The 25,436-nt window shown below is 31.2% G+C and carries 24 protein-coding genes; 14 read left to right on the top strand and 10 right to left on the bottom strand.

Features of this window, described 5'->3' with window-relative positions; genetic code table 11:
* Positions 1–42 precede the first annotated feature (42 nt).
* Positions 43–1,932 (top strand): M61 family metallopeptidase, encoded by a 1,890-nt coding sequence (locus tag ABD715_RS12915; protein WP_344788679.1) that lies wholly within the window; start codon positions 43–45, stop codon positions 1,930–1,932.
* Between the two features lie 104 nt (positions 1,933–2,036).
* Here the strand turns inward: ABD715_RS12915 and ABD715_RS12910 are convergent, their stop codons facing one another.
* From ABD715_RS12910 to nhaC, 5 genes are all read right to left on the bottom strand, one after another.
* On the bottom strand, positions 2,037–3,134 hold the full coding sequence (locus tag ABD715_RS12910; protein WP_344788678.1) for a serine hydrolase domain-containing protein: 1,098 nt from the start codon (positions 3,132–3,134) through the stop codon (positions 2,037–2,039).
* A gap of 159 nt (positions 3,135–3,293) precedes the next feature.
* Entirely contained in the window at positions 3,294–3,551 is a 258-nt protein-coding gene (locus tag ABD715_RS12905; protein WP_344788677.1) for a DUF6952 family protein, read from the bottom strand.
* Positions 3,532–3,846: a thioredoxin family protein gene (locus ABD715_RS12900; RefSeq protein ID WP_344788676.1), complete on the bottom strand. Its 315-nt coding sequence runs from the start codon at positions 3,844–3,846 to the stop codon at positions 3,532–3,534. Before ABD715_RS12900 ends, ABD715_RS12905 begins: the two co-directional genes overlap by 20 nt.
* A gap of 72 nt (positions 3,847–3,918) precedes the next feature.
* Positions 3,919–4,557: a peroxiredoxin gene (locus tag ABD715_RS12895; protein ID WP_344788675.1), complete on the bottom strand. Its 639-nt coding sequence runs from the start codon at positions 4,555–4,557 to the stop codon at positions 3,919–3,921.
* Between the two features lie 138 nt (positions 4,558–4,695).
* Positions 4,696–6,162, bottom strand: coding sequence for a Na+/H+ antiporter NhaC (gene nhaC, locus ABD715_RS12890; RefSeq protein ID WP_344788674.1), 1,467 nt, complete (start codon positions 6,160–6,162; stop codon positions 4,696–4,698).
* Positions 6,163–6,445: 283 nt separating this feature from the next.
* On the opposite strand from nhaC, the gene ABD715_RS12885 reads away from it, so the two are divergent.
* Positions 6,446–6,763: a hypothetical protein gene (locus ABD715_RS12885; RefSeq protein WP_344788673.1), complete on the top strand. Its 318-nt coding sequence runs from the start codon at positions 6,446–6,448 to the stop codon at positions 6,761–6,763.
* A 21-nt stretch (positions 6,764–6,784) separates the two neighbouring features.
* Here the strand turns inward: ABD715_RS12885 and ABD715_RS12880 are convergent, their stop codons facing one another.
* Positions 6,785–7,984 carry an aminotransferase class I/II-fold pyridoxal phosphate-dependent enzyme gene (locus tag ABD715_RS12880; RefSeq protein ID WP_344788672.1) on the bottom strand — a complete coding sequence of 400 codons (1,200 nt, stop codon included), beginning with the start codon at positions 7,982–7,984 and terminating at the stop codon, positions 6,785–6,787.
* Between the two features lie 158 nt (positions 7,985–8,142).
* Between ABD715_RS12880 and ABD715_RS12875 the strand changes: the two genes are divergently transcribed.
* The 8 genes from ABD715_RS12875 to ABD715_RS12840 all read left to right on the top strand — a co-directional run bounded on the left by ABD715_RS12875 (position 8,143) and on the right by ABD715_RS12840 (position 14,544).
* A complete protein-coding gene (locus ABD715_RS12875) occupies positions 8,143–8,601 on the top strand; it encodes an Lrp/AsnC family transcriptional regulator (protein ID WP_344788671.1) in 459 nt (152 codons plus the stop codon).
* Between the two features lie 2 nt (positions 8,602–8,603).
* Positions 8,604–9,230: a CPBP family intramembrane glutamic endopeptidase gene (locus ABD715_RS12870; protein WP_344788670.1), complete on the top strand. Its 627-nt coding sequence runs from the start codon at positions 8,604–8,606 to the stop codon at positions 9,228–9,230.
* Positions 9,231–9,302: 72 nt separating this feature from the next.
* Positions 9,303–9,821, top strand: a complete 519-nt coding sequence (locus tag ABD715_RS12865) for a hypothetical protein (RefSeq protein ID WP_344788669.1) — start codon at positions 9,303–9,305, stop codon at positions 9,819–9,821.
* Positions 9,822–9,824: 3 nt separating this feature from the next.
* Positions 9,825–10,535, top strand: a complete 711-nt coding sequence (locus ABD715_RS12860; RefSeq protein WP_344788668.1) for a hypothetical protein — start codon at positions 9,825–9,827, stop codon at positions 10,533–10,535.
* 780 nt (positions 10,536–11,315) lie between these two features.
* A complete protein-coding gene (locus ABD715_RS12855) occupies positions 11,316–12,020 on the top strand; it encodes a hypothetical protein (RefSeq protein ID WP_344788667.1) in 705 nt (234 codons plus the stop codon).
* Between the two features lie 10 nt (positions 12,021–12,030).
* Entirely contained in the window at positions 12,031–12,774 is a 744-nt protein-coding gene (locus tag ABD715_RS12850; RefSeq protein WP_344788666.1) for a hypothetical protein, read from the top strand.
* Positions 12,750–13,556 carry a sensor histidine kinase gene (locus ABD715_RS12845; RefSeq protein ID WP_344788664.1) on the top strand — a complete coding sequence of 269 codons (807 nt, stop codon included), beginning with the start codon at positions 12,750–12,752 and terminating at the stop codon, positions 13,554–13,556. Before ABD715_RS12850 ends, ABD715_RS12845 begins: the two co-directional genes overlap by 25 nt.
* A 97-nt stretch (positions 13,557–13,653) precedes the next feature.
* Positions 13,654–14,544, top strand: a complete 891-nt coding sequence (locus ABD715_RS12840; protein ID WP_344788663.1) for a lysophospholipid acyltransferase family protein — start codon at positions 13,654–13,656, stop codon at positions 14,542–14,544.
* Between the two features lie 13 nt (positions 14,545–14,557).
* Here ABD715_RS12840 and ABD715_RS12835 read toward each other — a convergent pair whose 3' ends face one another.
* From ABD715_RS12835 to ABD715_RS12820, 4 genes are all read right to left on the bottom strand, one after another.
* Positions 14,558–15,937 (bottom strand): aldehyde dehydrogenase, encoded by a 1,380-nt coding sequence (locus tag ABD715_RS12835; protein ID WP_344788662.1) that lies wholly within the window; start codon positions 15,935–15,937, stop codon positions 14,558–14,560.
* A 26-nt stretch (positions 15,938–15,963) separates the two neighbouring features.
* Complete coding sequence (locus ABD715_RS12830) at positions 15,964–16,662, bottom strand: RluA family pseudouridine synthase (protein WP_344788661.1); 699 nt, start codon at positions 16,660–16,662, stop codon at positions 15,964–15,966.
* A gap of 176 nt (positions 16,663–16,838) precedes the next feature.
* Positions 16,839–17,657 carry a 3-methyl-2-oxobutanoate hydroxymethyltransferase gene (panB, locus tag ABD715_RS12825; protein ID WP_344788660.1) on the bottom strand — a complete coding sequence of 273 codons (819 nt, stop codon included), beginning with the start codon at positions 17,655–17,657 and terminating at the stop codon, positions 16,839–16,841.
* Positions 17,658–17,824: 167 nt separating this feature from the next.
* A complete protein-coding gene (locus ABD715_RS12820; RefSeq protein ID WP_344788659.1) occupies positions 17,825–19,246 on the bottom strand; it encodes an L-serine ammonia-lyase in 1,422 nt (473 codons plus the stop codon).
* A 551-nt stretch (positions 19,247–19,797) separates the two neighbouring features.
* On the opposite strand from ABD715_RS12820, the gene dnaK reads away from it, so the two are divergent.
* From dnaK to ABD715_RS12800, 4 genes are all read left to right on the top strand, one after another.
* Positions 19,798–21,702, top strand: coding sequence for a molecular chaperone DnaK (dnaK, locus tag ABD715_RS12815; protein ID WP_344788658.1), 1,905 nt, complete (start codon positions 19,798–19,800; stop codon positions 21,700–21,702).
* A gap of 211 nt (positions 21,703–21,913) precedes the next feature.
* Complete coding sequence (locus ABD715_RS12810) at positions 21,914–22,594, top strand: T9SS type A sorting domain-containing protein (protein WP_344788657.1); 681 nt, start codon at positions 21,914–21,916, stop codon at positions 22,592–22,594.
* Between the two features lie 302 nt (positions 22,595–22,896).
* Positions 22,897–24,051, top strand: a complete 1,155-nt coding sequence (locus ABD715_RS12805) for a histidine decarboxylase (RefSeq protein WP_344788656.1) — start codon at positions 22,897–22,899, stop codon at positions 24,049–24,051.
* 87 nt (positions 24,052–24,138) lie between these two features.
* Positions 24,139–25,368, top strand: coding sequence for a class I SAM-dependent rRNA methyltransferase (locus ABD715_RS12800; protein WP_344788655.1), 1,230 nt, complete (start codon positions 24,139–24,141; stop codon positions 25,366–25,368).
* Positions 25,369–25,436 lie beyond the last annotated feature (68 nt).

Genomic DNA, 25,436 nt, shown 5'->3' with positions numbered 1-25,436 from the left:
TATTATTTTCGGCGTCACTTAGTAGATTTAAAAAAAATATATATGAATTTAAGAGTATTTGCAGCAGTATCTGCTGTGGTATTATTGGCAAGTTGTAAATCGGTAAATAAAACGAACGATTTAGCAGTTAGTACACCTATAGAAGCATCTATAGATTTAACAAGTATAACAAACGATAAAGCACCAGTGCTAATTAATCCAGGCAGATTTACAATAAATACGGTAACTTATAGATTGCCTAAAGTTATACCTGGAACTTATTCTATAAGTAATTTTGGTAAGTATGTAGAGGGTTTTAAAGCTTTTAATTACAAAGGAGAAGAGATGCCAGTTACCAAAACAGACGATAACTCTTGGGTAATAGAAAATGCTAAAAAACTAGACAAAATATCGTATTTAGTAAACGATACTTACGATATAGAAACCGAAGGCGGTATTGGCAAAGATCAGCCTTTTTCGCCAGGCGGAACCAATATAGAGCCTAGTAATTATGTGTTAAATTTACATGGTTTTATTGGTTATTTCGAGTCGTTAAAAAGTAACCAATATAAATTAGATGTTGTTGGTGCATCTAACTTTGTAAGAAGCTCTGCTTTGCCAGAAGTAGCATCGAAACTAAGTAGCGATAGTAAGGTAAAAACAACGAGCTATTTAGCTACACGATATTTCGATCTTACCGATAACCCCATGATGTATGGCGAGCTAGATTTAGAAGAGTTTATGGTTGGCAATATAAAAATTGTGTTAAGTGTATACTCGCCAAATAATGTACATAGTGCAAAATCTTTAAAAGATACCTTTTATAAAATGATGTTAGCACAAAAAGCATATTTAGGCGATATTAATAGTACGCCACGTTACGATATTTATCTGTATTTATCAGACGGAGCAGAAACTTCGCCAAAAGGTTTTGGAGCCTTAGAGCACCACACATCTACAGTTGCTGTAATGCCAGAAGCTTATCCAGCAGAAGGATTAGCAAAAAGCTTAACAGATATAATTTCTCATGAGTTTTTTCATATTGTATCGCCTTTAAGTGTACACTCTGAAGATGTACATTATTTTGATTATTACAATCCTACGTTTTCAAAGCATTTATGGATGTACGAAGGTGTTACCGAGTATTTTGCAAGTCTGTTTCAGCCTAATAAAGGTCTAGTTACAGATGCTGAATTTTATAATAAAATTATGAAAAAAATTCAAGCAGCATCAAACTTAAACGATACTATGAGCTTTACTATAATGAGCGAAAATGTATTAAAAGCACCATATAAAGATCAATATTTAAACGTATATCAAAAAGGCGCATTAATAGGTATGTGTATCGATATTTTATTAAGAGAAGAAAGTAATGGTAACCGTGGTATTTTATCTTTGATGAAAGAATTGTCGAATAAATATGGTAAAAATAAACCTTTTGAAGATGATAAACTTATAGACGAAATTGTGGCTATGACTTACCCATCTTTACGTACTTTTTTCGATGATCATGTAATTGGCGATACTCCAATTAATTATAGCACTTTTTTTGAAAAAGTAGGATTAGAAATAGGAGAGGGGAAAATAGAAACGAATTATATATTAATGAATGGAGCACCAATTGTAGATGGAGATGGGCAAAAAGGCACCATATTTTTCTCTGATATGGTAGCTCAAAATAGTTTTTGGGTAGAAAATGGAGTAAAACCAAAAGATGTTATTAAAACTGTAAATGGCACAAAACTAACCATGTTAAATGCAAACCAAGTATTGCAGGGTATATTGGGTTGGCGTGTTGGCCAAGAGGTAGAAGTTGTATTAGAACGAGATGGTAAAGATGTTGTAATTAAAACAAAAGCAACGCAACCCTATACAAAAGGCGAAGCTTTAATAGAAAAAAGTAACGCTACAGCATCTCAAATAGCTTTAAGAGAAGCTTGGTTAAGAGGTTAAAATATAATATTTTAAGATAAATATATAGCGGTTGGTAAATTAAGATTTATCAACCGTTTTTTATATCGCTAGAAAATGGTAGGTTTTACAGCAGTAGCATTTTATTAGTAAGGCATGCTAAATGCAGGAATAATAATATCTCCTAATAGGGCAAAGGGTAATTTATCGTCTGGAGAATTATAAGCGCCACCAGTAAATACAGCAACGATTTCTAATTCTGGAATAATCATAATATACTGACCTCCATTTCCTGTTGCAGTTTTAGAAATAAACACTTTTTGATTTACGTTAAAAGGAATATTCCACCACAGGTAACCATATTCAACATTAGCAATTTTGGTATTTGTTGTTGTAGATGCTTCAACCCAATTTTTTGATACAATTTGCTTTCCTTTCCAGGTACCATTATTAAGTATTAATTGCCCAATTTTAGCTAAATCTCTTGAGGTTAAATACAATCTTTTAGCAGAGGGAATAACTGCTTCTTTAGATGTGTGTCCCCAATTAGCTTGAGTTATTTGCAAAGGATTAAACAAGTATTTTTCTGCAAACTCATTTATAGTCATCCCAGAAGACTGACTAATAATTTCAGCGATTAAAACAGTTCCCATAGAACAATAGTTAGATACAGTTCCAGGTTTATTTATCAATGGCAAGTCTAGTGTGTATTGAATCCAATCTTTTTTTCTAGATACTTTATCTTCTTGTCCTTTAGATTTACTGTCCCAATCGTTACAGTCAAGTCCGCTAGACATAGTTAAAAGATTTTTTATAGTAATATTCTTTTTTCTATTGTCAAGATGTTTTTTGGGCACATGAGTTTTAAGGTATTTTAATATGGGATCGTTAATGTTTTCTATAAAGCCTTTATCAATAGCAATACCTAATAAAATAGACCTTATACTTTTGGTAACAGAGCGAATATCGTGAGGAGTTTTAGCATTATGTTTTTTAAAATATTCTTCTATAATAAGCTTGTTGTTTTTAATTAATAAAACACTATGAATTTTATTTTCTCTATTTTTTATTTGATTTAAAGCCTTAAAAATTAATGATGTATCAATATGTGTAAATTTTAAATTTTCTGTTTTCCAACCATCATTAAGTGTTTTAGGCTGCTTATATGTATAAGGGTGTTGCGCATTACAAAACGAATAAATAAAAAAAACTAGTATAGCTAAAGTGGTTGTATTTTTTTTCATAGCAACTTACATTATTATTGCACTAATATAATAAAACTAAATACTTATTATAGAGGTATTTAGTGTATGTGTTGTAAAAAGCAGTTATTTAAAATTGCCTCAATAAAAAAGCCACTTGGCGTAAGCAAAGTGGCTTTTTTTAGTGATAATTTTCTTTTTCTATTTATCTATAGATCCTAAAACTCGACTCATAAAACTATTTAAAGCTTCCTTTTTAGGAGTGCCATCTTTAGTCATTTTGTTAACCTCAATAGCACCATACATATTAGAGATTAACTCTCCAATAACATCTAGTTCTTCATCTTTTAAAGACGATACTTCAGTTAAAGCCTCAAGAGTTTCTATGGTTTCAATAACAAAATCCTCGTCATTATCTTCAATAAATTGAGTAAGATGTTTAATTACTGGCAACTTCATTTACTAAATCTTTTAAAACATCAAACTTATTAGTTTGCGTTTGGTTAACAAATGTTCCGTTTTTAAATGTAGCAAATGTTGGTAAATTATCTACAGTTGCTAGTTTTCTCGATTCTGGAAATTTTTCCGCGTCAGCGATAACAAAAGTAATAGCATCTAACTCTGAAGCTAATTTTTTTACTTTTGGTTTCATAATTCTACAGTTACCACACCAGGTAGCAGAGTATTGTACAACTACAGTGTCGTTGTTGTTTATAATTTCCTGAAGATTGTCTTGATTTAATTCTTGAACCATAATATTAGAGTTTAATACTTATTACAAGCAACAAATTGGTTTTATGTTACTTGTAATAATGTGTTATAGTTTTTAGTGAGATGCTAAATATTCGGCAGTACCTTTAGCATTTGGAGACATAGCGTCTTTTCCTTCTTCCCAGTTTGCAGGACAAACTTCTCCGTTTTTTTGTACGTGAGTTAAAGCATCAACTAAACGAATATATTCTCCAACATTTCGTCCTAATGGCATGTTATTAATACTTTCGTGTTGTACTGTTCCTTCTTCGTCAATAATATAAGTAGCTCTGTAAGTTACGTTATCGCCTTCAACTTGTACAGTTCCTGTTTCTTCATCAAAGGTTTCGTTTGTAATATCTAGAATACCTAAAATGCTAGATAAATTACGGTTGCTATCTGCTAAAATTGGGTAAGTAACACCTTCAATTCCTCCGTTATCTTTAGCTTGGCTTAACCATGCAAAGTGTACTTCTGGAGTATCACAAGATGCACCAATTACAATTGTATTTCTTTTTTCGAATTCAGGTAACGCAGCTTGAAATGCGTGTAATTCTGTAGGACAAACAAAAGTAAAATCTTTTGGATACCAAAAAAGTACTACTTTTTTCTTGTTGTTTACAGCTTCTTCAAGAACGTTTACTTTAAAGGTATCGCCTAATTCGTTCATTGCGTCAACGTTTAAATCTGGGAATTTTTTTCCTACTAATGCCATTGTTTTATATTTATGTGTTAATAATTTTATACTACAAATATAAAGCAGAAGTATAGTTTAAGTTAAAAAAGGAAATTTTAATTTTTTATTTAACGATAGATTTATGTTATAGTCTTTTTTGAAATCGATAATATAAACTTATAACTTGGTGATTTGCCTAATTTTAATGTTTAATGCAGCAAAAAGTAAAGTGGTAAAAGGGCTTAGCCAATTGAATATGGCGTAAACAAAATATTCGGCAACCCCAACGCCTAAAACACCAGATTGGTAGGCTCCACAGGTATTCCATGGAATAAGTACAGAGGTAACTGTGCCAGAGTCTTCTAGTGTTCTGCTTAAGTTTTCTGGCGCTAAACCTTTATCTTGGTATGCTTTTTTAAACATTTTACCAGGTATTACTATGGCTAAATATTGATCGGAAGCAATGGCATTTAAACCTAAACAACTTATTATGGTACTTGCAAACAAGCCAAAGATAGATGTTGCTATAGATAGTAATGCGCGTGTTATTCTTGCTAAAGCACCAATACCATCCATAATACCTCCAAATATCATGGCACAAGTAATAAGGTAAATGGTCCAGAGCATACCTTTCATACCTCCAGCAGCAAAAAGGTCGTTTAACTTTTCGTTATCTGTATTAATTTGGGTATCGCTTAAAATGGCATTAATTATTGAAGTTATTTTAGAACTGCTTAAATTATCCAAAATAATGGGTTGAAACATAAAAGCAAAAATAGCAGCTAGTAAAACACCTGTGCCTAACGCTATTAAAGGTTTTGTTTTTAGCAAAATAAGAGCAATTACTGTTGCTGGCACTAAAAATAACCAAGGTGTAATGGTAAAGGTTGTAGCTATAGTTTTTAATAAATTGCTAATATCTGCATTACCAGATGTATCTATATTAGCGCTAAAAATGGCAAAAACAATTAATGTAATTATTACTGTTGGTACAGTGGTAATAGACATGTATCTTATATGTGTAAACAAATCTGTGCCAGCCATAGCAGGAGCAAGGTTTGTTGTATCGCTTAAAGGAGACATTTTATCTCCAAAATAAGCGCCAGAAATTACTGCTCCAGCAATCATACCTGGGCTAATTCCTAAAGCACTACCAATACCAACAAGAGCAATACCAACGGTTGCCGATGTAGTCCAAGAACTACCAGTGGCAATAGATATTACAGCTGCAATAATAACAGATGCCGGTAAAAATATTTCGGGACTTAAAACTTGTAAGCCATAGTAAACCATGGCAGGAATAACACCACTAACCAACCAAGTGCCAGCTAAAGCACCAACCAAAAATAAAATGGAGATAGGTATAAATACACTTTTTAAATTCTCCCATATTTCGGTAAGCATTGTAGAGAACGATACTTTATTATAAAAACCAACAGCAGCAGCAACTATACCGCCAATTAAAAGAATAATTTGATTGGAGTATTCTCCAAATAGCTCACCACTAGCAAAAAAGATATTATAGGCTAGAAATAGCATTAGTACAATTACAGGAATAAGTGCTTCCCATATATTTAACTCTTTATTCTCTATAATGTTTTGATTATTAATACCTATTTTAGAAATGTTATTTTCGTTTTGCATTTAATGGTTTTTGATTACGTAATGTTACGATTTTCTTGTTTTTTTAGCAAGTATTATTCAAATTTTCACTTTTAGTCGATTATTAGATGTTGTTAATCTAAAAATAGTGACTAATGTTTGATTTTGAGTGTCTTAATTAAAACAACAAGTCTTTTTTTAATTATAACTATTTTTAATGAGCGCTATTTTACTTTCTCTATTGTTCGTTTTATTAATTGTTTTTTTACTTAAAAAACATATTTTTTATTTTTTTAATACTGTGGTTAAATCTGAAATAGATAGTTTGAAAGCAGTTTTTAAAAGAAATTTTGATGATGATGATGATACGATTAATATTGCTAATAACACGGATAGTGTAAATATAGAGTATCAAAAAGAAATTAATAACTGGAAACTTAAAAACAATTTGAAAACGCTGCGATATTTGTCTCAAATGGAGTTTGTTTATAAAGACCAAAACATATCAAAGGATAATTTTCAAAAATATAAAGATTTAAAATTAGATTTACGTTTAAGCACGATTGACATTTCTAATAGAATTACAAAACAAGGCGATAAATTAAAAGAACAAAACATAATGGATAAAAAAAATAGCGCCTAGCAATTTTGTTTGATATGTTGATTATAAGATATTTAGATTAGTCATGCAGGTTTTCATCATGTTGTAAGTACGTTCTATATCGGCATCTAATCCTATAGAAAAACGAATTAAGCCATCGCTTAAACCCATTTCTTTTTGTTCATCTAAAGAAATTTCTGAAGATGTAGAAGAGCCAGGTGCGCTAAACAAAGTTTTATAAAACCCTAGGCTAACAGCCAAATACCCTAAGTTTTTATCTTGCATCATTTCCATTAAAGCATTTGCTTTTTCTAAAGAGCCAACATCTATAGTTAGCATGCCTCCAAAACCGTATTCGGTATTCATCATGGTTTTATATAACTTGTGCGATGGATGCGATTGTAAGCCAGGGTAAACGGTTTTTAAACCATCGGATTCAAACTTTTGGGCTATAAAAAGAGCATTTTTACTGTGCTGTTGTATTCTAATATGTAAAGTTCTTAAGTTTTTTAAAATAGACGATGCTCTCAAACTGTCCATAGTAGAACCGAGTAGCATAGATGCACCACTGTTTACATTTCGTAAATCGTTTATAAGCTCTTGTGTGCTACAAACCACACCGCCTACAGTATCGCTAGAGCCATTAATAAACTTGGTTAAACTATGCGCAACAACATCTGCTCCTAATTTTGCAGGAGAAATAGATAAGGGCGAAAATGTATTGTCTACCACCAATTTTAAGTTGTATTTTTTTGCTAAAGCAGATAAACCAGCAATATTAGCAACTTCTAAAAGCGGATTACTAACAGATTCGCAATACAAAACCTTAGTGTTTTGAGTTATAGCAGCTTCAACAGTTTCTAAATTTGTAATATCGACAAAAGTAGTTTCAATATTAAAACGTGGTGTAAAATTTTTTAAAAAGGCATACGTTCCTCCGTAAATAGTTCTACTAGAAACAATATGATCTCCAGCTTGACAAAGCTGAAGTAAAACGGGTGTAATGGCGCCCATACCAGAAGCCGAAACATTTGCTGTTTCTGTACCCTCCATTGCTGCAAGGGCTTTGCCTAAGTATAAATTAGATGGCGATGTGTGGCGCGAGTATAAATAGCAACCATCGGCATTGCCTTCAAAAGTATCGAACATAGTTTTTGCAGATAGAAATGTATAGGTTGATGAGTCTGAAATAGAAGGGTTAACACCTCCAAATTCGCCAAAGTATTGTAAATCTTGTATGTTGTTTGCGGGTTTAAATGCCATTACGTTGCTGTTTGAGTTTTATCAAATTTCGATTATAAATGATTAAAAGTCAATAGTTAAGTGTTTTTATGGTTTATAAAACTGCATTTGTTTGATTTTTTAGATTTTTTATCAGTATTTTTGATAGTAACCTCTTTATTTAAGAAAAATTTTCGATTATGACTTTTGATGCAATAGACAAAAAATTAATTTCCTTTTTACAAGAAGACAGTAAACAAACCAATAAAGAGTTATCTAATAAATTGAATTTATCTGTTACAGCTGTTTACGAGCGTATTAAAAAACTAGAAAAAGAAAACGTTATTAATAAATATGTAGCGTTAGTTAATAAAGAAAAAGTAGACAAAGCCTTTGTAGCCTTTTGCCATGTAAAATTAACAAGGCACAGTCAAGATTACGTAGTTAAATTCGAAAAAGAGGTCGCTAACATAAATGAGGTTTTAGAGTGTTACCATTTAAGTGGCGATTACGACTATCTTTTAAAGGTGTTGGTAAAAGATATGGTTGCTTTTAGAGAGTTTATGGTTAAAAAATTAACAAATATAGATCATATAGGGAGTACACATAGTATGTTTGTAATAAACGAAGTAAAACACAGTACCGTAATAAATGTTTAATTATGAAAACATTAAAATATAAAACCGTAGAGTTTGCCATTATATTTATAATATTACCCATAAGTTTTGCTTTAAATTACGCACCGCAAATTAAATTAGGGATTGGTTTAACTGGTTTTGTATACATTATTTATGTGCTTTTAAAAGTAGAACAGAAGAAATTTAAACTCGCTAAAAACTTAAATTTTAAAGTTTTTTTTAAACACACTTTATTAAAATTAATTGTAATTGTAGCAATAACCACTTGTTTTGTTTGGTTTACAAACCCTGCATTATTGTTTAACGTTATGCTTACTAAGCCATTACTCTGGCTGTTTATTTTGTTTTTTTACAGTTTTTTTTCTGTTTATCCGCAAGAATTAATTTATAGAACTTTTTATTTTGAGCGTTATCTGCCTATCTTTAAAAGTAAAAATGTGTTTTTAGTAATAAACGCTTTAGTGTTTTCTTTAGCTCATCTTTTATTTAAAAATATATTGGTTTTAGTACTAACCTGTATTGGCGGATTGTTGTTTGCATTAACATATTATAAAACAAAATCGACAGTATTGGTTTCTATAGAGCATGCTATTTATGGTTGTTGGTTGTTTACTGTTGGTATGGGCGATATGTTGGGGTTTCCTGCTTAAATAGGTAACGAAAACTTTATTAATTATTTTTTTTCTATTTTTAGCCTGCTATTAACCAACCAATCTCTTAAAATGAAAAAAGTAGGACTAATTCTTTTAGGCTTTATTATAGGTGCAATACTTACTTATAAATTTTGCCCAAGACCTATTGATGGACCACATGCAGTCGATACTAAATATAAGGTGCCAAAAGATACTATTAGTGTAGCTCAAGCTAAATTGTTAAGCAATAATTGGGCGAAAAATAATGATACAGAGGTCGATCCTCTTTTAGATGTAGAAGGATCAAGAAAAAAAGTACGTTCGGTATGGTGGTCTTTAAAAGAAGTTAATGAATATTTGGCTTATGCTCAAGAAAAATCAGACTCTTTGGGCTACAAAATGACAGGTATTCGTGTTTACTTGGGTAACTATGGTAAAAATGGAAAACTAGGTAAAAAGAATAGAAACACGATGTTTATAGTGCCTACAGGCCCTAAGTCTACTTCAAAAGCAAGTACATTAAATATGCTTCTCCCACCTAGTAATAGAGATATTCCTTTACCGCCTTTGAACAAAGGAACTGGAGGACAAGGTGGATATCCAGAATAATTAATGAATGAATTTTTATTAGAATATTATAATAACATTACGTTTTCTGTAGAAATTTTGGCTGCTGTTACAGGTTTAATACTTTATAAAAAGTATAAGTTAACTGCTGCTAAATATTTTATATGGTTTTTGGTATACCTTTCTATTTGTGATTTTTCAAATTCTTACGTTCATTATATATATAATGATGGTTTTTTTAGTTTTTTAAAGGACACTGTTTTTGTTTGGAATTATTGGTGGGCTACCTTGTATTGGGATATTGCTGCTATTATTTTTTTTGCATTTTACTATTTTAGAATTCTAAAAAAAAATACATTTAAAATTATTATAAAAGTTAGTGCTATTATATTTTTATTATTTTCCATTATTTATATAATTCTTAATTGGGATGCTTATTTTGTTAGCTTTTTTCCAATAATTAGTATTTTAGGAGCTATAATTATATTCTTCTGTTCTGTTTTTTATTTTATTGAAATATTACTAAGCGATAAAATTCTTACTTTTTATAAGTCTTTAAATTTCTATATAAGCGTTGCTATTTTCATTTGGTGGCTTATAAGTACGCCTTTAGTTTTTTATGATGTTTATAACTCAAGTAAAGATTGGAATTTTATTTTCTTGAAATGGCAAATCTATTTATTCGCTAATATTGTTATGTATTCCACGTTTACCTTTGCTTTAATATTTTGTAAACCAGAACACGATAATGTCTAGTTTACTGGTTTAATGGAAGATTTTTTATTAAAATATTATTCTATAATTACGCATTTGGTAGAGTTTATACCAGCTATAATTGGCGTATTGTTATATAAATATTATAAAAACACACCTGTTAAGTACTTTATATATTTTTTGGTATATGTTTTTTTTCTCGATTTGTTTGGGAGGTATTCATATCTTGTAATAAACGATGGTTATTTAAGTTTTTTAAGCGGTACACCTTTAGCAGCAAATTATTGGTATTTTAATTTGTTTTGGAGCGTAATTGCCATCGTCTTTTTTGTGTTTTATTATTTTAAAATAATAGAAAATAAATTATTTAAAAACGTTTTAAAATATATAGGTTTGGGGTTTATACTGTTTTCAGTATTGTACATTGTAGCAAATTTTGACGCCTTTTTTCGAAAGCATGTTTGTTTAATAGACTGCCTTGGAGCCTTGGTTTTATTAGTTTGTATAAGCTTTTATTTTTTAGAAATTTTGCAAAGTGATAAAATATTAAATATTTTAAAGTCTATTAACTTTTATTTTACTGTAGCAATTTTTATCTGGTGGCTCATTACATCACCTGTATATTTCTTTGATTATAATGGCACTAATTTAGATTGGAATTTTATCTTTTTAAAATGGCAAGTATTACTATTTGCTAATATGTTTATGTATTTAACTTTTGCCTTTGCACTAATATGGTGCAGGCCAAAGAAACCGTTGTAGTATATGCTAACATTAGTAGTTGGTTAAAAGAATAAATTTGCCATTGCAACAATACAAAACATGATATTAAAATATCTTACCGAAAATTTTAATTTTATAACCTATGGTTTAGAATTGCTAGCAGCTATAGTAGGTGCTTTTTGTTATGGAGCATATAAAAATACCACTACAAAGTGGTTTATTTATTTTTTGTTTTATGTAGTTTTTGTAGAGTGTGTTGGTGCTAGTCTTATGTATTTTAGGGCACACTCAATAATTAAGTTTATTAACCGTTTTGGTGTAAGATCTACAAGTTGGTACAATCTGTTCTGGTTTTTTGGTAGCACTTTATTCCTTTTAGTATTTTATTATAAACTAGTACAGAGCAAACTATACAAGCAGTTGTTATTAGGTTTAATGCTTGTTTTCGTTATTATTTTTGCAGGTTATACCGTGTTTAATTTTCAAGGTTTTCTTAAAAGTCACCCTTTGTTTTATTCTATGCTTTGTGCAGGTGTTATTCTTTTAAGTGTGTCTTTATATTTTATAGATTTTATAAAAAGAGATGCCATAATTAAAGCCTTTTCCACCTTTAGCTTTTACATATCTATTGTATTTTTAGTTTGGTGGATTATAATTGCACCAACATTAATTTTTAATCCTTACAATACCGAAAACGATTGGGATTTTGTTAACTTGAAGCGCAGAATATTTCTGTTTTCTAATATGTTTATGTATTTAACTTATACCTTTGCTTTAATATGGTGCAGACCAGAGCAAAAATAAATGATGATGTGTGAAAAATTTTTTGATAGAACATTATATTTTACTCACTAAAAGTTTTGAAATATTAGCTGCAATAACAGGAATTGTTGTTTACAAAAATTATAAACATTCGCCAGCTAAATATTTTATATTCTTTTTAATTTATGTTGCTTTATTAGAGCTGGTTGGTGGTTATGTAAGGCAAGTAAGACCAGATAAAAGTTTACATTTTTTAATGGGAACTTTATTCGAAAAAAACTATTGGCTTTATAATTTAGGCTGGCATCTTGGAGCTATTCTGTTTTTTGTTTTTTATTATTATAAAGTTCTAAAAACGAAGAGTTTTAAAACACTTTTAAAAAATATAGGTTATTTTTATCTCTGTTTTTCAATAGTATATATCTTTTCAAATGGGATAGATTTTTTTTACAAGTCCTTTATCATTTTAAAGGTTACAGGCGCAATAATAATCTTTACATGTTGTGCATTATACTTTATAGAACTGTTACAAAGTCAAAAGATTTTACTTTTTTTTAAATCCCTAAGTTTTTATATTACTGTTGTTATTTTAATTTGGTGGTTAATTATTACACCACTATCATTTTACGATGTTTATTACAGTTCTGTAGACCTTAGTAAACCATTTCGACATCCAGATTTTTTTGGTGATTTAAACTATGCAACATTAAAAAAACGAATTTATTTATTTTCTAATACTTTTATGTATTTAACTTATACCTTTGCTTTAATATGGTGCAGACCACAAAAAATATAGCCAGCACAGCTTCAGAACGTTATTTATTAATTTACATGATTGCTGTTTTAGTTATTGTAACAGCTTTGGTTATTTTGTTTTTTGTTGTGTTTTTAAAACGAAAAAACAAATTGTTACAAGATAAAATTAAGCAACAGCAGGCATTTGAAGCAGAAATTGTACAGGCGCAAACCGAGGCGCAGGAGCAAACCTTAAAAAATATAGGTTGGGAATTACACGATAATGTAGGCCAACTATTATCCTTTGCTAGTATGCAATTAAGCATGCTTAAAATGCAGGTAGATAAAGAAACTAAAGACAAGTTTAAAGATACAACTGCAGCGTTAAGCAATGGCTTAAAAGAAGTGCGAGCACTATCTAAAACCTTAAATAATGATGTGATTTTAAATATAGGTTTCGAAAAATCGATTACTAATGAGCTAGATCGCATGAAAAAAATGAAATTTACATCGGCTGAGCTTAAAATTATTGGTAATAAGGTTGAGTTTAACGACCGAAAACACGAAATTATTATATTTAGAATTCTTCAAGAATTTTTATCTAATTCGGTTAAATATTCTGAAGCAAAAAACATTAGCATTGCCTTAAATTATAACCCAGAAAGAATTAAAATTACAGCTACAGATGATGGTAAGGGGTTCGATATGGATAAAGTAGAAAAAGGATCTGGTTTAATAAATATGAACAGTAGAGCTACTTTAATTGGTGGCAGTTTAAGCATAAAGTCTAAGCCAGACGAAGGGGTGAAATTAATTTTAAACTACCCTTTAAAAAGGGCTTAGTTTTATTAAAAATCAATAAAATAAAATTTTAATCTAGACTTAACTTTTAGTACACATTCAACTAATACATTTGAGCCTTGCAAACTATATTATATAAATGAGCTTATTTACTATTAGTAGTCTTAAAAAGACTTTAAATCTTGAAAAATTAGGATTTATTGGTACTTTTATTACTTGGTCTGTTTTAAAAATATCTAAATTAAGTGAGATTAATAAACGATATGCTCGAAACCAACATCTTTCTTGTCAAGAATTTATAGATATAACCCTTAAAGAGTATGGTATTACTTATCGTATACCTGAAGAAGACCTAGAAAATATTCCTAAAGCGGGTGCTTTTGTATCTATATCAAATCATCCTTTTGGAGGTATAGAGGGCTTAATTATACTAAAAACATTTCATAAAGTACGTGGCGATTATAAAGCTATAGCGAATTATTTATTACAAAATTTTAAGCCTTTGCGTACTTCGATAATTGCGGTAAATCCTTTTGATGAGAAAACGAGTAGCAAATCGAGTCTTGGCGGATTAAAAGAAGCTATTTTTCATTTAAAACAAGGCAAACCTTTTGGAGTATTTCCAGCTGGAGAGGTTAGTAATATTAAAAATGGTGATACCTATGTTGATATACCATGGAACGACGGAATAATGCGTTTAATTAAAAAATCGAAAGTGCCAGTAGTTCCTTTTTATTTTCATGGTAAAAATAGCAAGTTGTTTTATCTATTAGCTAAAATTCATCCATTACTACAAACAGCCAAACTGCCTAGCGAATTGTTTTCTCAAAAAAATAAAATTATAAACATTCGTATTGGTAAGCCTATTTCTGTCGAAAAACAAGCAGCCTTTTCTAGTACAGAAGAGTATACAGCCTTTTTAAGACGAGAAACTTATACCTTGTCCAGTAGTTTTAATAAAAATCAAAAAGCAGATGAGAATGTAACATCTGCTGCGGTATTAAATAAAGAAATACTTTTTCAAAAGTAAGTAACCATTTATTTTACGCAAACCACTTAAACATGGTTTTTAGAATGCTTAATTTGCTTTTATAAGGTGCGTATCTTACAGGCGGATCTATCCAATTGCCACGTTTTATAATAGATTTTTTATGCGAAAAGGTATCGAATCCAAGTTTACCATGGTAAGCACCTAAACCACTATGGCCAACACCTCCAAAGGGTAATCTATGGTTGCCAAAATGAATGAGCACGTCGTTAATAACTCCACCACCAAAACTGTATTTTTTTATTAATTGATCGTAAAATTTAGCGTTGTTAGAAAATACGTAAAACGCAAGAGGTTTTTCAAAATGCCATACTAAGTTTTCTATATCTTTTTCGGTATTGTAGGTTAAAATTGGAAGTATAGGGCCAAATATTTCGTCTTGCATTATGGCCGAATCTAAACTAGGATTATCTATTAATGTAGGAGCAATGTAATTTTTATCTAAATCGACCTCTCCGCCAAAAACAATATTAACATCTTTTAAATACTGAGCTAAGCGTTCTGTGTTTTTTAAATTAATTATTCTCGGAAAATCTACAGAGTTTTTTGGCGTACTACTGTAATAGCTCTCAATTTGACTTTTAAGCACCTTAATAAGTGCATCTTTTACAGTCGACTTTACTATTAAGTAATCTGGAGAAATACACGTTTGACCAGCATTTAATAGCTTGCCCCAAATTAATCGTTTAGCAACAAGGTTTAAATTTACTGTATCGTCTATAATACAAGGCGATTTGCCTCCAAGTTCTAAAGTTACGGGAATTAGGTGTTTAGCAGCAGCTTTTGCTATTATTTTTCCAACGTTAACACTTCCTGTAAAAAAAATATAATCCCATCGTTTTTCTAATAACTTTGTAGATGTTTCTACATCTCCTTCAATAGAAGTAGCATGGTTTTGTTTAAAAACAGTTTGTATTATTTCTGTTATTAACTTTGAGGTGTTTGGTGTTAATTCGCTAGGTTTTAAAACCACAGTATTTCCTGCAGCAATAGCCATAATTAAGGGCTCTAAAGAAAGAAGAAACGGGTAGTTCCAGGGCGAAATAATTAATACGCTTCCATAAGGTTCTGCATAAATATAATCTCTAGAAGGAAATGTTAGTATAGATGATTGTACACGTTGCGGTTTAGCCCAGCGTTTTAAGTTTTTTATAGCTAAGTTTAATTCTGAAATCACAATTCCAAATTCACTTAAAAACGATTCAAATTCAGATTTATTAAAATCTGATTTTAAGGCATCATAAATGGCTTGTTCTTTTAAAACAATTTCAGTTTTTAAAGCTTTTAATTTTTCTAACCTAAAAGAAACATTTTTTGTTTTTTGAGATTGAAAAAAAGTATGTTGATCGGAAATGATTTGGGAGATAGAATTCAATATGTATTTTTCTTAAATATAAGAAATTAATCTAAACAAGCATCCCAAATAACATCTTTAGGTAAAGGCGCTGTAATATTTAAAGGCTCTTTTTTAACAGGATGGATAAACGAAATATGTCTTGCATGTAGGTGTATGCTAGCATCTGGATTACTTCTGTTAAAACCGTATTTTAAATCGCCTTTAATTGGACTACCAATAGAGGATAACTGTGTTCTTATTTGATGATGCCTACCGGTTTCTAAATTTATTTCTAAAAGATGATAATTATTTAAGCTTTTTAAAGTTTTGTAATGTAAAATGGCTTTTTTACTATCTTTTATTTCTTTAGAATAGGGGGTAGATTTATTATTTTTTGGATTCTTTTTTAACCAATGGATAAGCGTATCACTGTTTTTTAATGGTTTGTTTTTTACAACTGCCCAATAGGTTTTCTTAGCTTCTTTATCGACAAAAAGTTTATTAAGCCTTGGCAAAGCCTTGCTAGTTTTAGAAAAAATAACAATGCCTGTTGTTGGTCTGTCTAATCTATGTACAACGCCTAAATATACATTTCCTGGTTTATTATATTTATAAGCTATATAGTCTTTAACAACCTCGCTAAGTGGTTTGTCTCCTGTTTTATCGCCTTGTACAATATCTCCAGCACGTTTATTTACAACAATAATATGATTGTCTTCGTAAAGGACCTGAAGATTATTTTTATTGGAAACTATTTTAGACATGTTAGATTTTTATACGATTATAAATCTTAGATTATTTAGTATATGCATTAAGCATTTAGTTTAAATTTAAACGTGTTAACTATTTTAATAATTCTATAGAGAAAGTATAACCTACTTCTTTACCAAATTACCAATACGTTAAAAATGATGCTTGTAAATAAGTCTAAATAATATAATTAATACTGCTCGTTATCGTTAGGAAAATCTCTTGTTTTTACATCGTCTACATATTGCGATATAGCAGTAGTCATATCTTCATATAAATTTAAGTAACGACGTAAAAATCTAGGGTTAAACTCATGAGTCATTCCTAGCATATCATGAAGTACAAGCACTTGTCCATCAACATCATTACCAGCACCAATACCAATAATAGGAATGCTAACACTCTCTGCCACTCGTTTGGCAAGTGCAGCGGGTATTTTTTCTAAAACAATGGCAAAACAACCTACTTTTTCTAGCATTTTTGCATCTTCAATAAGGCGTTCTGCTTCCTCTTCTTCTTTAGCTCTTACGGTATAAGTTCCAAATTTGTATATAGATTGTGGTGTTAAACCAAGATGTCCCATAACAGGAATACCTGCATTTAAAATTCGCTTTATAGATTCTTTTATTTCTTTTCCTCCTTCTAATTTAACAGAATGTGCTCCGCTTTCTTTCATTATTCTAATGGCAGAACGAAGTGCTTCTTTTGGATCACTTTGGTAACTACCAAAAGGTAAGTCTACAACAACTAAACATCTGTCTATAGCTCTAATTACCGACGAGGCATGATATATCATTTGGTCTAATGTTATAGGTAATGTCGTTTCGTGACCTGCCATAACGTTACTTGCAGAGTCACCAACAAGAATAACATCTATACCAGCACCGTCTACAATTTTGGCCATGGTATAATCGTAAGCGGTTAACATAGATATTTTTTCGCCATTGGCTTTCATGTCAACCAATGTTTTTACGGTAATACGTTTATATTCTTTTTTTGCTACAGACATAGTATTTTTAATAAATTGATAGATTGTAAAAGTAATGAAATAACTAGATATGGTTAAATTTTATTTAAGTAGCTCGTAGATTGATTAGTACGTTATTTTTTAAGTTAAAAACAGCAATTAGAATATAATGAAAAGGCTTAGTTTTTAATTTTAAAGCGGAGTTTCTATTAGCAATCTGTCATGTGTACACCTACAGCTAAACCACCTTCGCTAGTTTCTTTATATTTAGAATTCATATCTTTTGCAGTTTCCCACATGGTTGCCACAACTTTATCTAAAGGTACTTTTACGTTTTTGGGGTTGGTATCTAGCGCCAATTCTGCTGCATTAATAGCTTTAATGGCTCCCATGGCATTACGTTCTATACATGGTATTTGTACAAGGCCACCAATGGGGTCGCAGGTTAAGCCTAAGTGGTGTTCCATGGCAATTTCTGATGCTACTAAAACCTGCTCTGGAGTACCTCCTAATAGTTCTGTTAATGCGCCAGCAGCCATGGCAGACGATACGCCAATTTCGGCTTGACAACCACCCATGGCTGCGCTTATAGTTGCGCCTTTTTTAAAGATGCTACCAATTTCGCCTGCGACTAGTAAGAATTTTTTAATATCATCGAAATCGCCATCGTGGTTTTCTATAACTAAATAGTACATAAGCACCGCAGGAATTACACCTGCACTGCCATTAGTCGGGGCAGTAACAACACGACCTAAAGAGGCATTTACCTCGTTAACAGCTAACGCAAAGCAACTTACCCATTTTAATATTTGTCTAAATTTAACTTCGGTATCTCGAATAGAATATAACCATTCTATAGGCGTGTTATATGGCGATGTGCCTTGTAATTTTTTATGCATATCGAAAGCACGTCTGGTTACATTTAAGCCTCCAGGAAGTTTCCCTTCTGTATGGCAACCTACGTACATGCATTCTAGCATTGTATCCCAAATGCGTTTTATTTCTAAATTTATATCTTGTTCTGTACGTAAAGATTTTTCGTTTTCTAAAACCACCTCTGATATGGATTTGTTTAACGTCGAACAATAATTTAAAAGTTCTGTGCCTTTATCTATTGGATATGGAAAAGCACGTCTTATTTTAACGTTTTTTTTGGCATTTTTACGTTTCTTTTTTACCACAAAACCACCGCCAATAGAGTAATATTTAGAAGTTCGCTTTTTTTCTCCTATGTAGTATGTAAAACTCATACCATTGGCATGAAACGGTAAAAACTCTTTGTTAAATATAATATCTAGGCTAGGAGTAAAGGGTATGTTTTTTTCGCCAGCAAAGTGTAACGTTTTGGTTTCTTTAATGGTGTTAATTAGGTGGTCTATATTTTCTGTATCGATGGTTTCTGGATCTTCTCCACTTAAGCCTAGCATTACAGCATAATCTGTAGCATGTCCTTTACCTGTTAAAGATAAAGACCCGTAAAGGTTAACCGTTATTTTGTCTACCCGCTCGAATTTCCTCGATTTTTTTAGTTTTTTTATCCAGCGTTCTGCAGCTCGCCAAGGCCCAAGTGTGTGTGAGCTAGAGGGGCCAACTCCAATTTTTAACATATCGAAAATAGAAATACACTCCATAGTTTACGCAATCGTTATAGTAAAGGGCAAATATAGATAGATTGTTTTGATTGAATTATTAATTTTATGTGAATTTATTGGAATAAAATAGAGGTGTTTTTATTACGCTAAGTTTCATGGTGTTTTAAATATAAATGTTTGTTTTTTTTAGAATGCCACAGAAGTTTTGATGTAAACACTTAACACAACACCTTTATTATGTTGCTGCGAGCTATGCGCAAAGGATTGAACGGTATGTTTGAAATCCTTTTTGTTTTTTTACAAAAAGATTGAGTAGTGAAAGCCTGACCCTTGTGGTTGCGCCCAAAATTAAATTTGTACTATACAAATGTCAGTTACTTAATTGTTTTGGTATGTAAATTTAAATTATGACGCTTTTAGCCTTTAAATATAGCTATTAAGAATAATTTGCACTTCTTGTTTTTATTAAAATATGACACTATGACATATATTTTGAGTTGGCATAAAGATTGACTTATACAACCTGAAATTAAAAATGAACACAACGTTTCTGAGAAAACAGAAATATATAAACAATAAAAAAAAAGATTATGAGTAAAATAATTGGAATCGATTTAGGAACAACCAACTCTTGCGTTTCTGTAATGGAAGGTAACGAGCCAGTTGTAATTCCAAATGCAGAGGGGAAACGTACAACACCATCTGTAATCGCTTTTGTAGAAGGCGGTGAAATTAAAGTTGGAGATCCTGCAAAACGTCAGGCTGTAACTAACCCAACAAAAACAGTTTATTCTATTAAACGTTTTATGGGTAACAAATATTCTGAGTCTAAAAACGAAGCAGAACGTGTACCTTATAAAGTAGTAAAAGGTGATAACGATACACCTCGTGTAGATATTGATGGGCGTTTATATACACCACAGGAATTAAGTGCAATGATTCTTCAAAAAATGAAGAAAACTGCTGAAGATTATTTAGGAGCAGATGTTAGTGAAGCTGTAATTACTGTACCTGCTTACTTTAACGATGCACAACGTCAAGCTACTAAAGAGGCTGGAGAAATTGCTGGTTTAAAAGTAAGACGTATTATTAACGAACCTACTGCAGCTGCTTTAGCTTATGGTATGGATAAAAAAGGTACAGACCAAAAAATAGTTGTATTTGATTTTGGTGGAGGTACGCACGATGTATCTATTCTTGAATTAGGAGATGGTGTATTTGAAGTATTATCTACAGATGGAGATACACACTTAGGTGGTGATGATGTTGATGAGAAAATTATTAACTGGTTAGCTGATGAGTTTAAGGCTGAAGAGAACATGGATTTAAGACAAGATCCTATGTCTTTACAACGTTTAAAGGAAGCTGCAGAAAAAGCGAAGATTGAATTATCGTCTTCTGCGCAAACAGAAATTAACTTACCTTATATTACAGCTACTGCTAGCGGACCAAAACACTTAGTACGTACATTAACTAAAGCTAAATTTGAGCAATTAATTGACGATTTAGTAAAACGTACTATCGAGCCTTGCCAATCTGCATTAAAAGCAGCAGGTTTATCTAAATCTGATATCGACGAAGTTATTTTAGTAGGTGGTTCTACACGTATTCCTGCTGTACAAGCTGCAGTAGAAGCATTTTTTGGAAAAGCACCAAGTAAAGGTGTTAACCCAGACGAGGTTGTATCTTTAGGAGCTGGTATTCAAGGAGGTGTTTTAACAGGAGATGTTAAAGATGTATTACTTTTAGATGTAACACCTTTATCTCTTGGTATTGAAACTATGGGTAATGTTATGACGAAGCTTATTGAGGCTAATACAACGATTCCTACTAAAAAGTCGCAAGTATTCTCTACAGCTGCAGATAACCAACCATCGGTAGAAATCCATGTATTACAAGGAGAGCGCCCAATGGCACAACACAATAAAACAATTGGTCGTTTTCATTTAAGCGATATTCCACCAGCACAAAGAGGTGTACCACAAATTGAGGTTACTTTTGATATTGATGCCAATGGTATTATTAAAGTAAGTGCCGAAGATAAAGCAACTGGTAAGAAACAAGATATTCGTATCGAAGCTTCTTCTGGTTTAACAGAGCAAGAAATTGAGCAAATGAAGGCTGATGCTGAAGCAAATGCTGAAGCAGATGCTAAAGCAGCAGAAGACGCTAAGAAATTAAACGAGGCAGATTCTATGATTTTCCAAACGGAAAAACAATTATCTGAATTTGGTGATAAATTATCTGATGATAAAAAACAGCCAATTGAAGCTGCTTTAGAAGAACTTAAAAAAGCATTCGAAACTAAAGACATCGCTGTTATAGAGCCAGCTTTAGAGAAAATAAACGAAGCTTGGAAAGTAGCTAGCGAAGAAATGTACAAAGCACAGGCAGAAGCACAAGGTGGAGCGCCAGGACCAGATGCAGCAGCAGGAGATTCTGCTCAAGCTGAAGGAGATAATGTGGAAGACGTAGATTTTGAAGAAGTGAAGTAAGTTGAGTTTCCATTTTGTTAACAAAAGGAAGTAAATTACTTATCCTGAGCATAGTCGAAGGATCTATATAATTGGCTTAAAGTTTTAATACAGAAGCTAAAAATTAAAACGCAATCATTAATTTGATTGCGTTTTTTTTTATAAAAAAATAAAAATGTAAGAATAGTATTTTAAGTATTTAGTTAAATTAGCAGAAATAAAAACTCTCAATATGAAAAAAATTACTTTATTATCCCTCTTTCTAATTACAACATTAACTAGTTTAGCACAATCTAATGCCAATTGTAGTGGTGCCACACCTTTATCTCCTGGTGTAACAGCTACAGGTAATGCTAATTCTGGCTCTCATTCAGGAATCTTCCCTTCTTGTGGTTTTGGAGCTAATGATTATTGGTATTCTTTTGTAGCCCCAGCATCTGGCGAAGTAAATGTGGTAACCAATGAAGAGTATGCTATTTATATAACTTGCCCAATAGATAATGATGACACTTCAGACAAAGAAATATTTTGTGGTAATGGTAATAACACTATTAGTTCTCTAAACAGTGGCGAAACCTATTATATACAAGTTATGCCATTGCCTATAGCTTGTAAAGGTAGTGCTTGTGGCGATTTTAATATAACAGTAACCGAAAATGCACTGTCTAATAACATTGTAGAAAATAATTTGTTTAATATATATCCAAATCCTGTGCAAGATATTTTAAGTGTAAAATCTAAAAGTAAAATAACTAGTATACAAGTATATAATGTATTAGGTAAAGTGTTATTAACGCGTACACCAAATGCACTAAATACAGAAGTAGATTTATCTAGTTTTTCAAACGGATATTACCTTCTAAGATTAAATTCTGGTAGCAAGTCTAAAATGCTAAAGGTGCTTAAAAATTAAACTAAAGACTATAGAATTATAAAAACGCAATCGTTAATTTGGTTGCGTTTTTTTATGGCATAACCCAAAGGTAGGGCTTTATACTATATTTTTTAACAGTATTGTTTGTGGCATTCTGTTTCGTAATTACGTATGGATTTTAGAAAAATAAACTGCTTAATAGTTAAAATAACTTATGTGTTAGATTTAAAAACTGTATAAATGTATTAATCTAGTTTTATTTTAATCAGGTGTGATATATGGTAGAATAAAAGAAATTATAAACATAGCTTTGCCATAAATTTATAATACAATTTTCAGGTATGGAATTAACAAAAAGCGATAAAGAATTATTAGTTGATTTAGAAAAAAAACTTCAAAAAGCAAGTAATACTTTTTTAGGCTACCCTGTTTCTAAAGATTTTAATTACGACGAAATTAACCCTTTTTTAAAATATCCAATTAACAACCTAGGAGATCCTTTTGAAGACGGAACATATAAAGTACAAACACATCAAATGGAAAAAGAGGTTATTGCCTTTTTTGCAAAAGCTTTTAGGGCAAACCCAAAAGATTATTGGGGCTATGTAACCAATGGAGGGTCGGAAAGTAATTTATACGGGTTGTATTTAGCTAGAGAATTGTATCCAAAAGCTATGGTGTATTATTCTGAATCTACCCATTATAGCATTCGAAAAAACATTCATTTATTAAACATTCCAAGTATTATTATAAAATCTCAAGATAATGGAGAAATGGATTACGAAGATTTTGAAAATACTGTAAGAATGAATCGTCATAAACCAGTTATTGTATTAGCAACTTTTGGTACTACCATGAAAGAAGCTAAAGACGATGTTTCTAAAATAAAAGCCATTTTAAAAAACTTAGCGGTACAAGACCATTATATACATTGCGATGCAGCATTATCTGGTAGTTTTGGTCCGTTTATGTCGCCAAGAATGCCTTTCGATTTTCAAGATGGCGCAGATAGTATTTCTATTAGCGGACATAAATTTATAGGCTCACCTATACCAACAGGAGTATTAGTTGCAAAGCGGTCTAATAGAGATAGAATAGCTAAAGGGATATCGTATATTGGCTCTTTAGACACAACCATTACAGGATCTAGAAATGGCCATTCACCTTTAATATTATGGTACGCATTAAAAACATTAGGTACAAAAGGTTTAAAAGAACGTTTTGAGCACAGTCTTGAAGTAGCCCAATATTGCGAAAAACAATTAAATAATATTGGTGTAAAAGCATGGAGAAATCCTAATGCAATTACTGTCGTTTTTCCTAAAACATCAAAATCTATAAAAAATAAATGGCAGTTAGCCACAGAAGACGATATATCTCATGTAATATGTATGCCTAATGTTACTAAATCGCAAATAGATTTATTTATTGAGGATATGAAAAATAGTAAAGAATTGGTTGAGGAAGACATTGATTTTGATGTTGCATTCTTATAAAGAAAAATTATATTGATAATTGGGTATTATTTTAGATTAACAGATTAGGATTCAATCAAAACAAGTATTTTTGCACAAATTCTATTCATGTCATTTTCAGCACATATAAAATCAAATTTAAAGCCAAAACGATTAGCAGTTAAGTTAAACTCCAAAGGCGAACAGTTTGTAGTACAAGGGCATCCATGGGTGTTTTCTAATAATATTACAAAAATAAATGATGATGCAAAATCTGGAGATTTGGCTATTATCTTTGGTAAAAATAAAAATAGAGTTGTAGGTTTGGGCTTGTATGATGCAAACTCACCCATACGAATTAAAATGCTTCATAGCAGCCCAGAAAAAGTAGAGATTAATGCTGCATTTTTTCAAAATAAAATAAAAGAAGCCTACAAAAAAAGACAAAGTTTATTAAAAACAAACACCAATAGTTACCGTTTGCTTTTTGGCGAAAACGACGGTTTTCCTGGACTTATTGCCGATGTTTATGCTAAAGTATTGGTTGTTAAAATATATTCTGAAATATGGTTGCCTTATTTAGAAACTATAATTCCTAGTTTGCAAGTAACTGCGCAAGCTAAAACTGTAGTTGTGAGGTTAAGTCGTAGTTTAGAAAACTCGAAAGCTCATAAAATAATTAATGGCGAAGTGGTTTACGGTACATTAGAAAACGAAGTTGTTAAGTTTGTAGAGCATAACGTAAATTTTTCGGCCAATGTTATTAAAGGGCATAAAACAGGTTATTTTTTAGATCACCGTGCTAACCGAAAACAAGTAGGAGAGTGGAGTAATGGTAAAACAGTGTTAGATGTATTTAGTTATGCTGGCGGATTCTCTGTTCATGCTTTATACAATAACGCTAAAGAAGTAACTAGTTTGGATATTAGTAAACAGGCATTAGAAATTGCTGTACAAAACGGAAAACTAAATAGCTATACAGGTAAGCATAAAACCATAGCGGGTGATGCATTTAAGGAATTAAATAAATTAATAAAAAACAAAATTACCTTTGACGTTGTTGTTATAGATCCGCCTAGTTTTGCTAAACAAACCTCAGAAGTGGAATTGGCAAAAAAGAAATATGCACAACTCGCAGAATTAGGAGTAAAGCTTACATCAAAACATGGTTTACTAGTTTTGGCTTCTTGTTCGTCTAGGGTAGTTAGTCAAGCTTTTTTTGATGTGAATAGCCAAACGTTAGCCACCTCAAATAGGCCTTATAAATTAATACTTAAAACGGGCCACGATACAGATCATCCTATTGGCTTTCCAGAAGGTGCTTATTTAAAATGTGGTTACTACCGTTTTATGGATTAATCAACAATTATAAAATTTATTATGCATGCATAGTATAATTCACTATATTTGATAAATAAATTTTCTTT

The sequence above is a fragment of the Postechiella marina genome, from assembly GCF_039538365.1.
In the GTDB taxonomy this organism is placed as follows: domain Bacteria; phylum Bacteroidota; class Bacteroidia; order Flavobacteriales; family Flavobacteriaceae; genus Postechiella; species Postechiella marina.
This window is presented reverse-complemented; position numbering and strand designations above follow the sequence as displayed.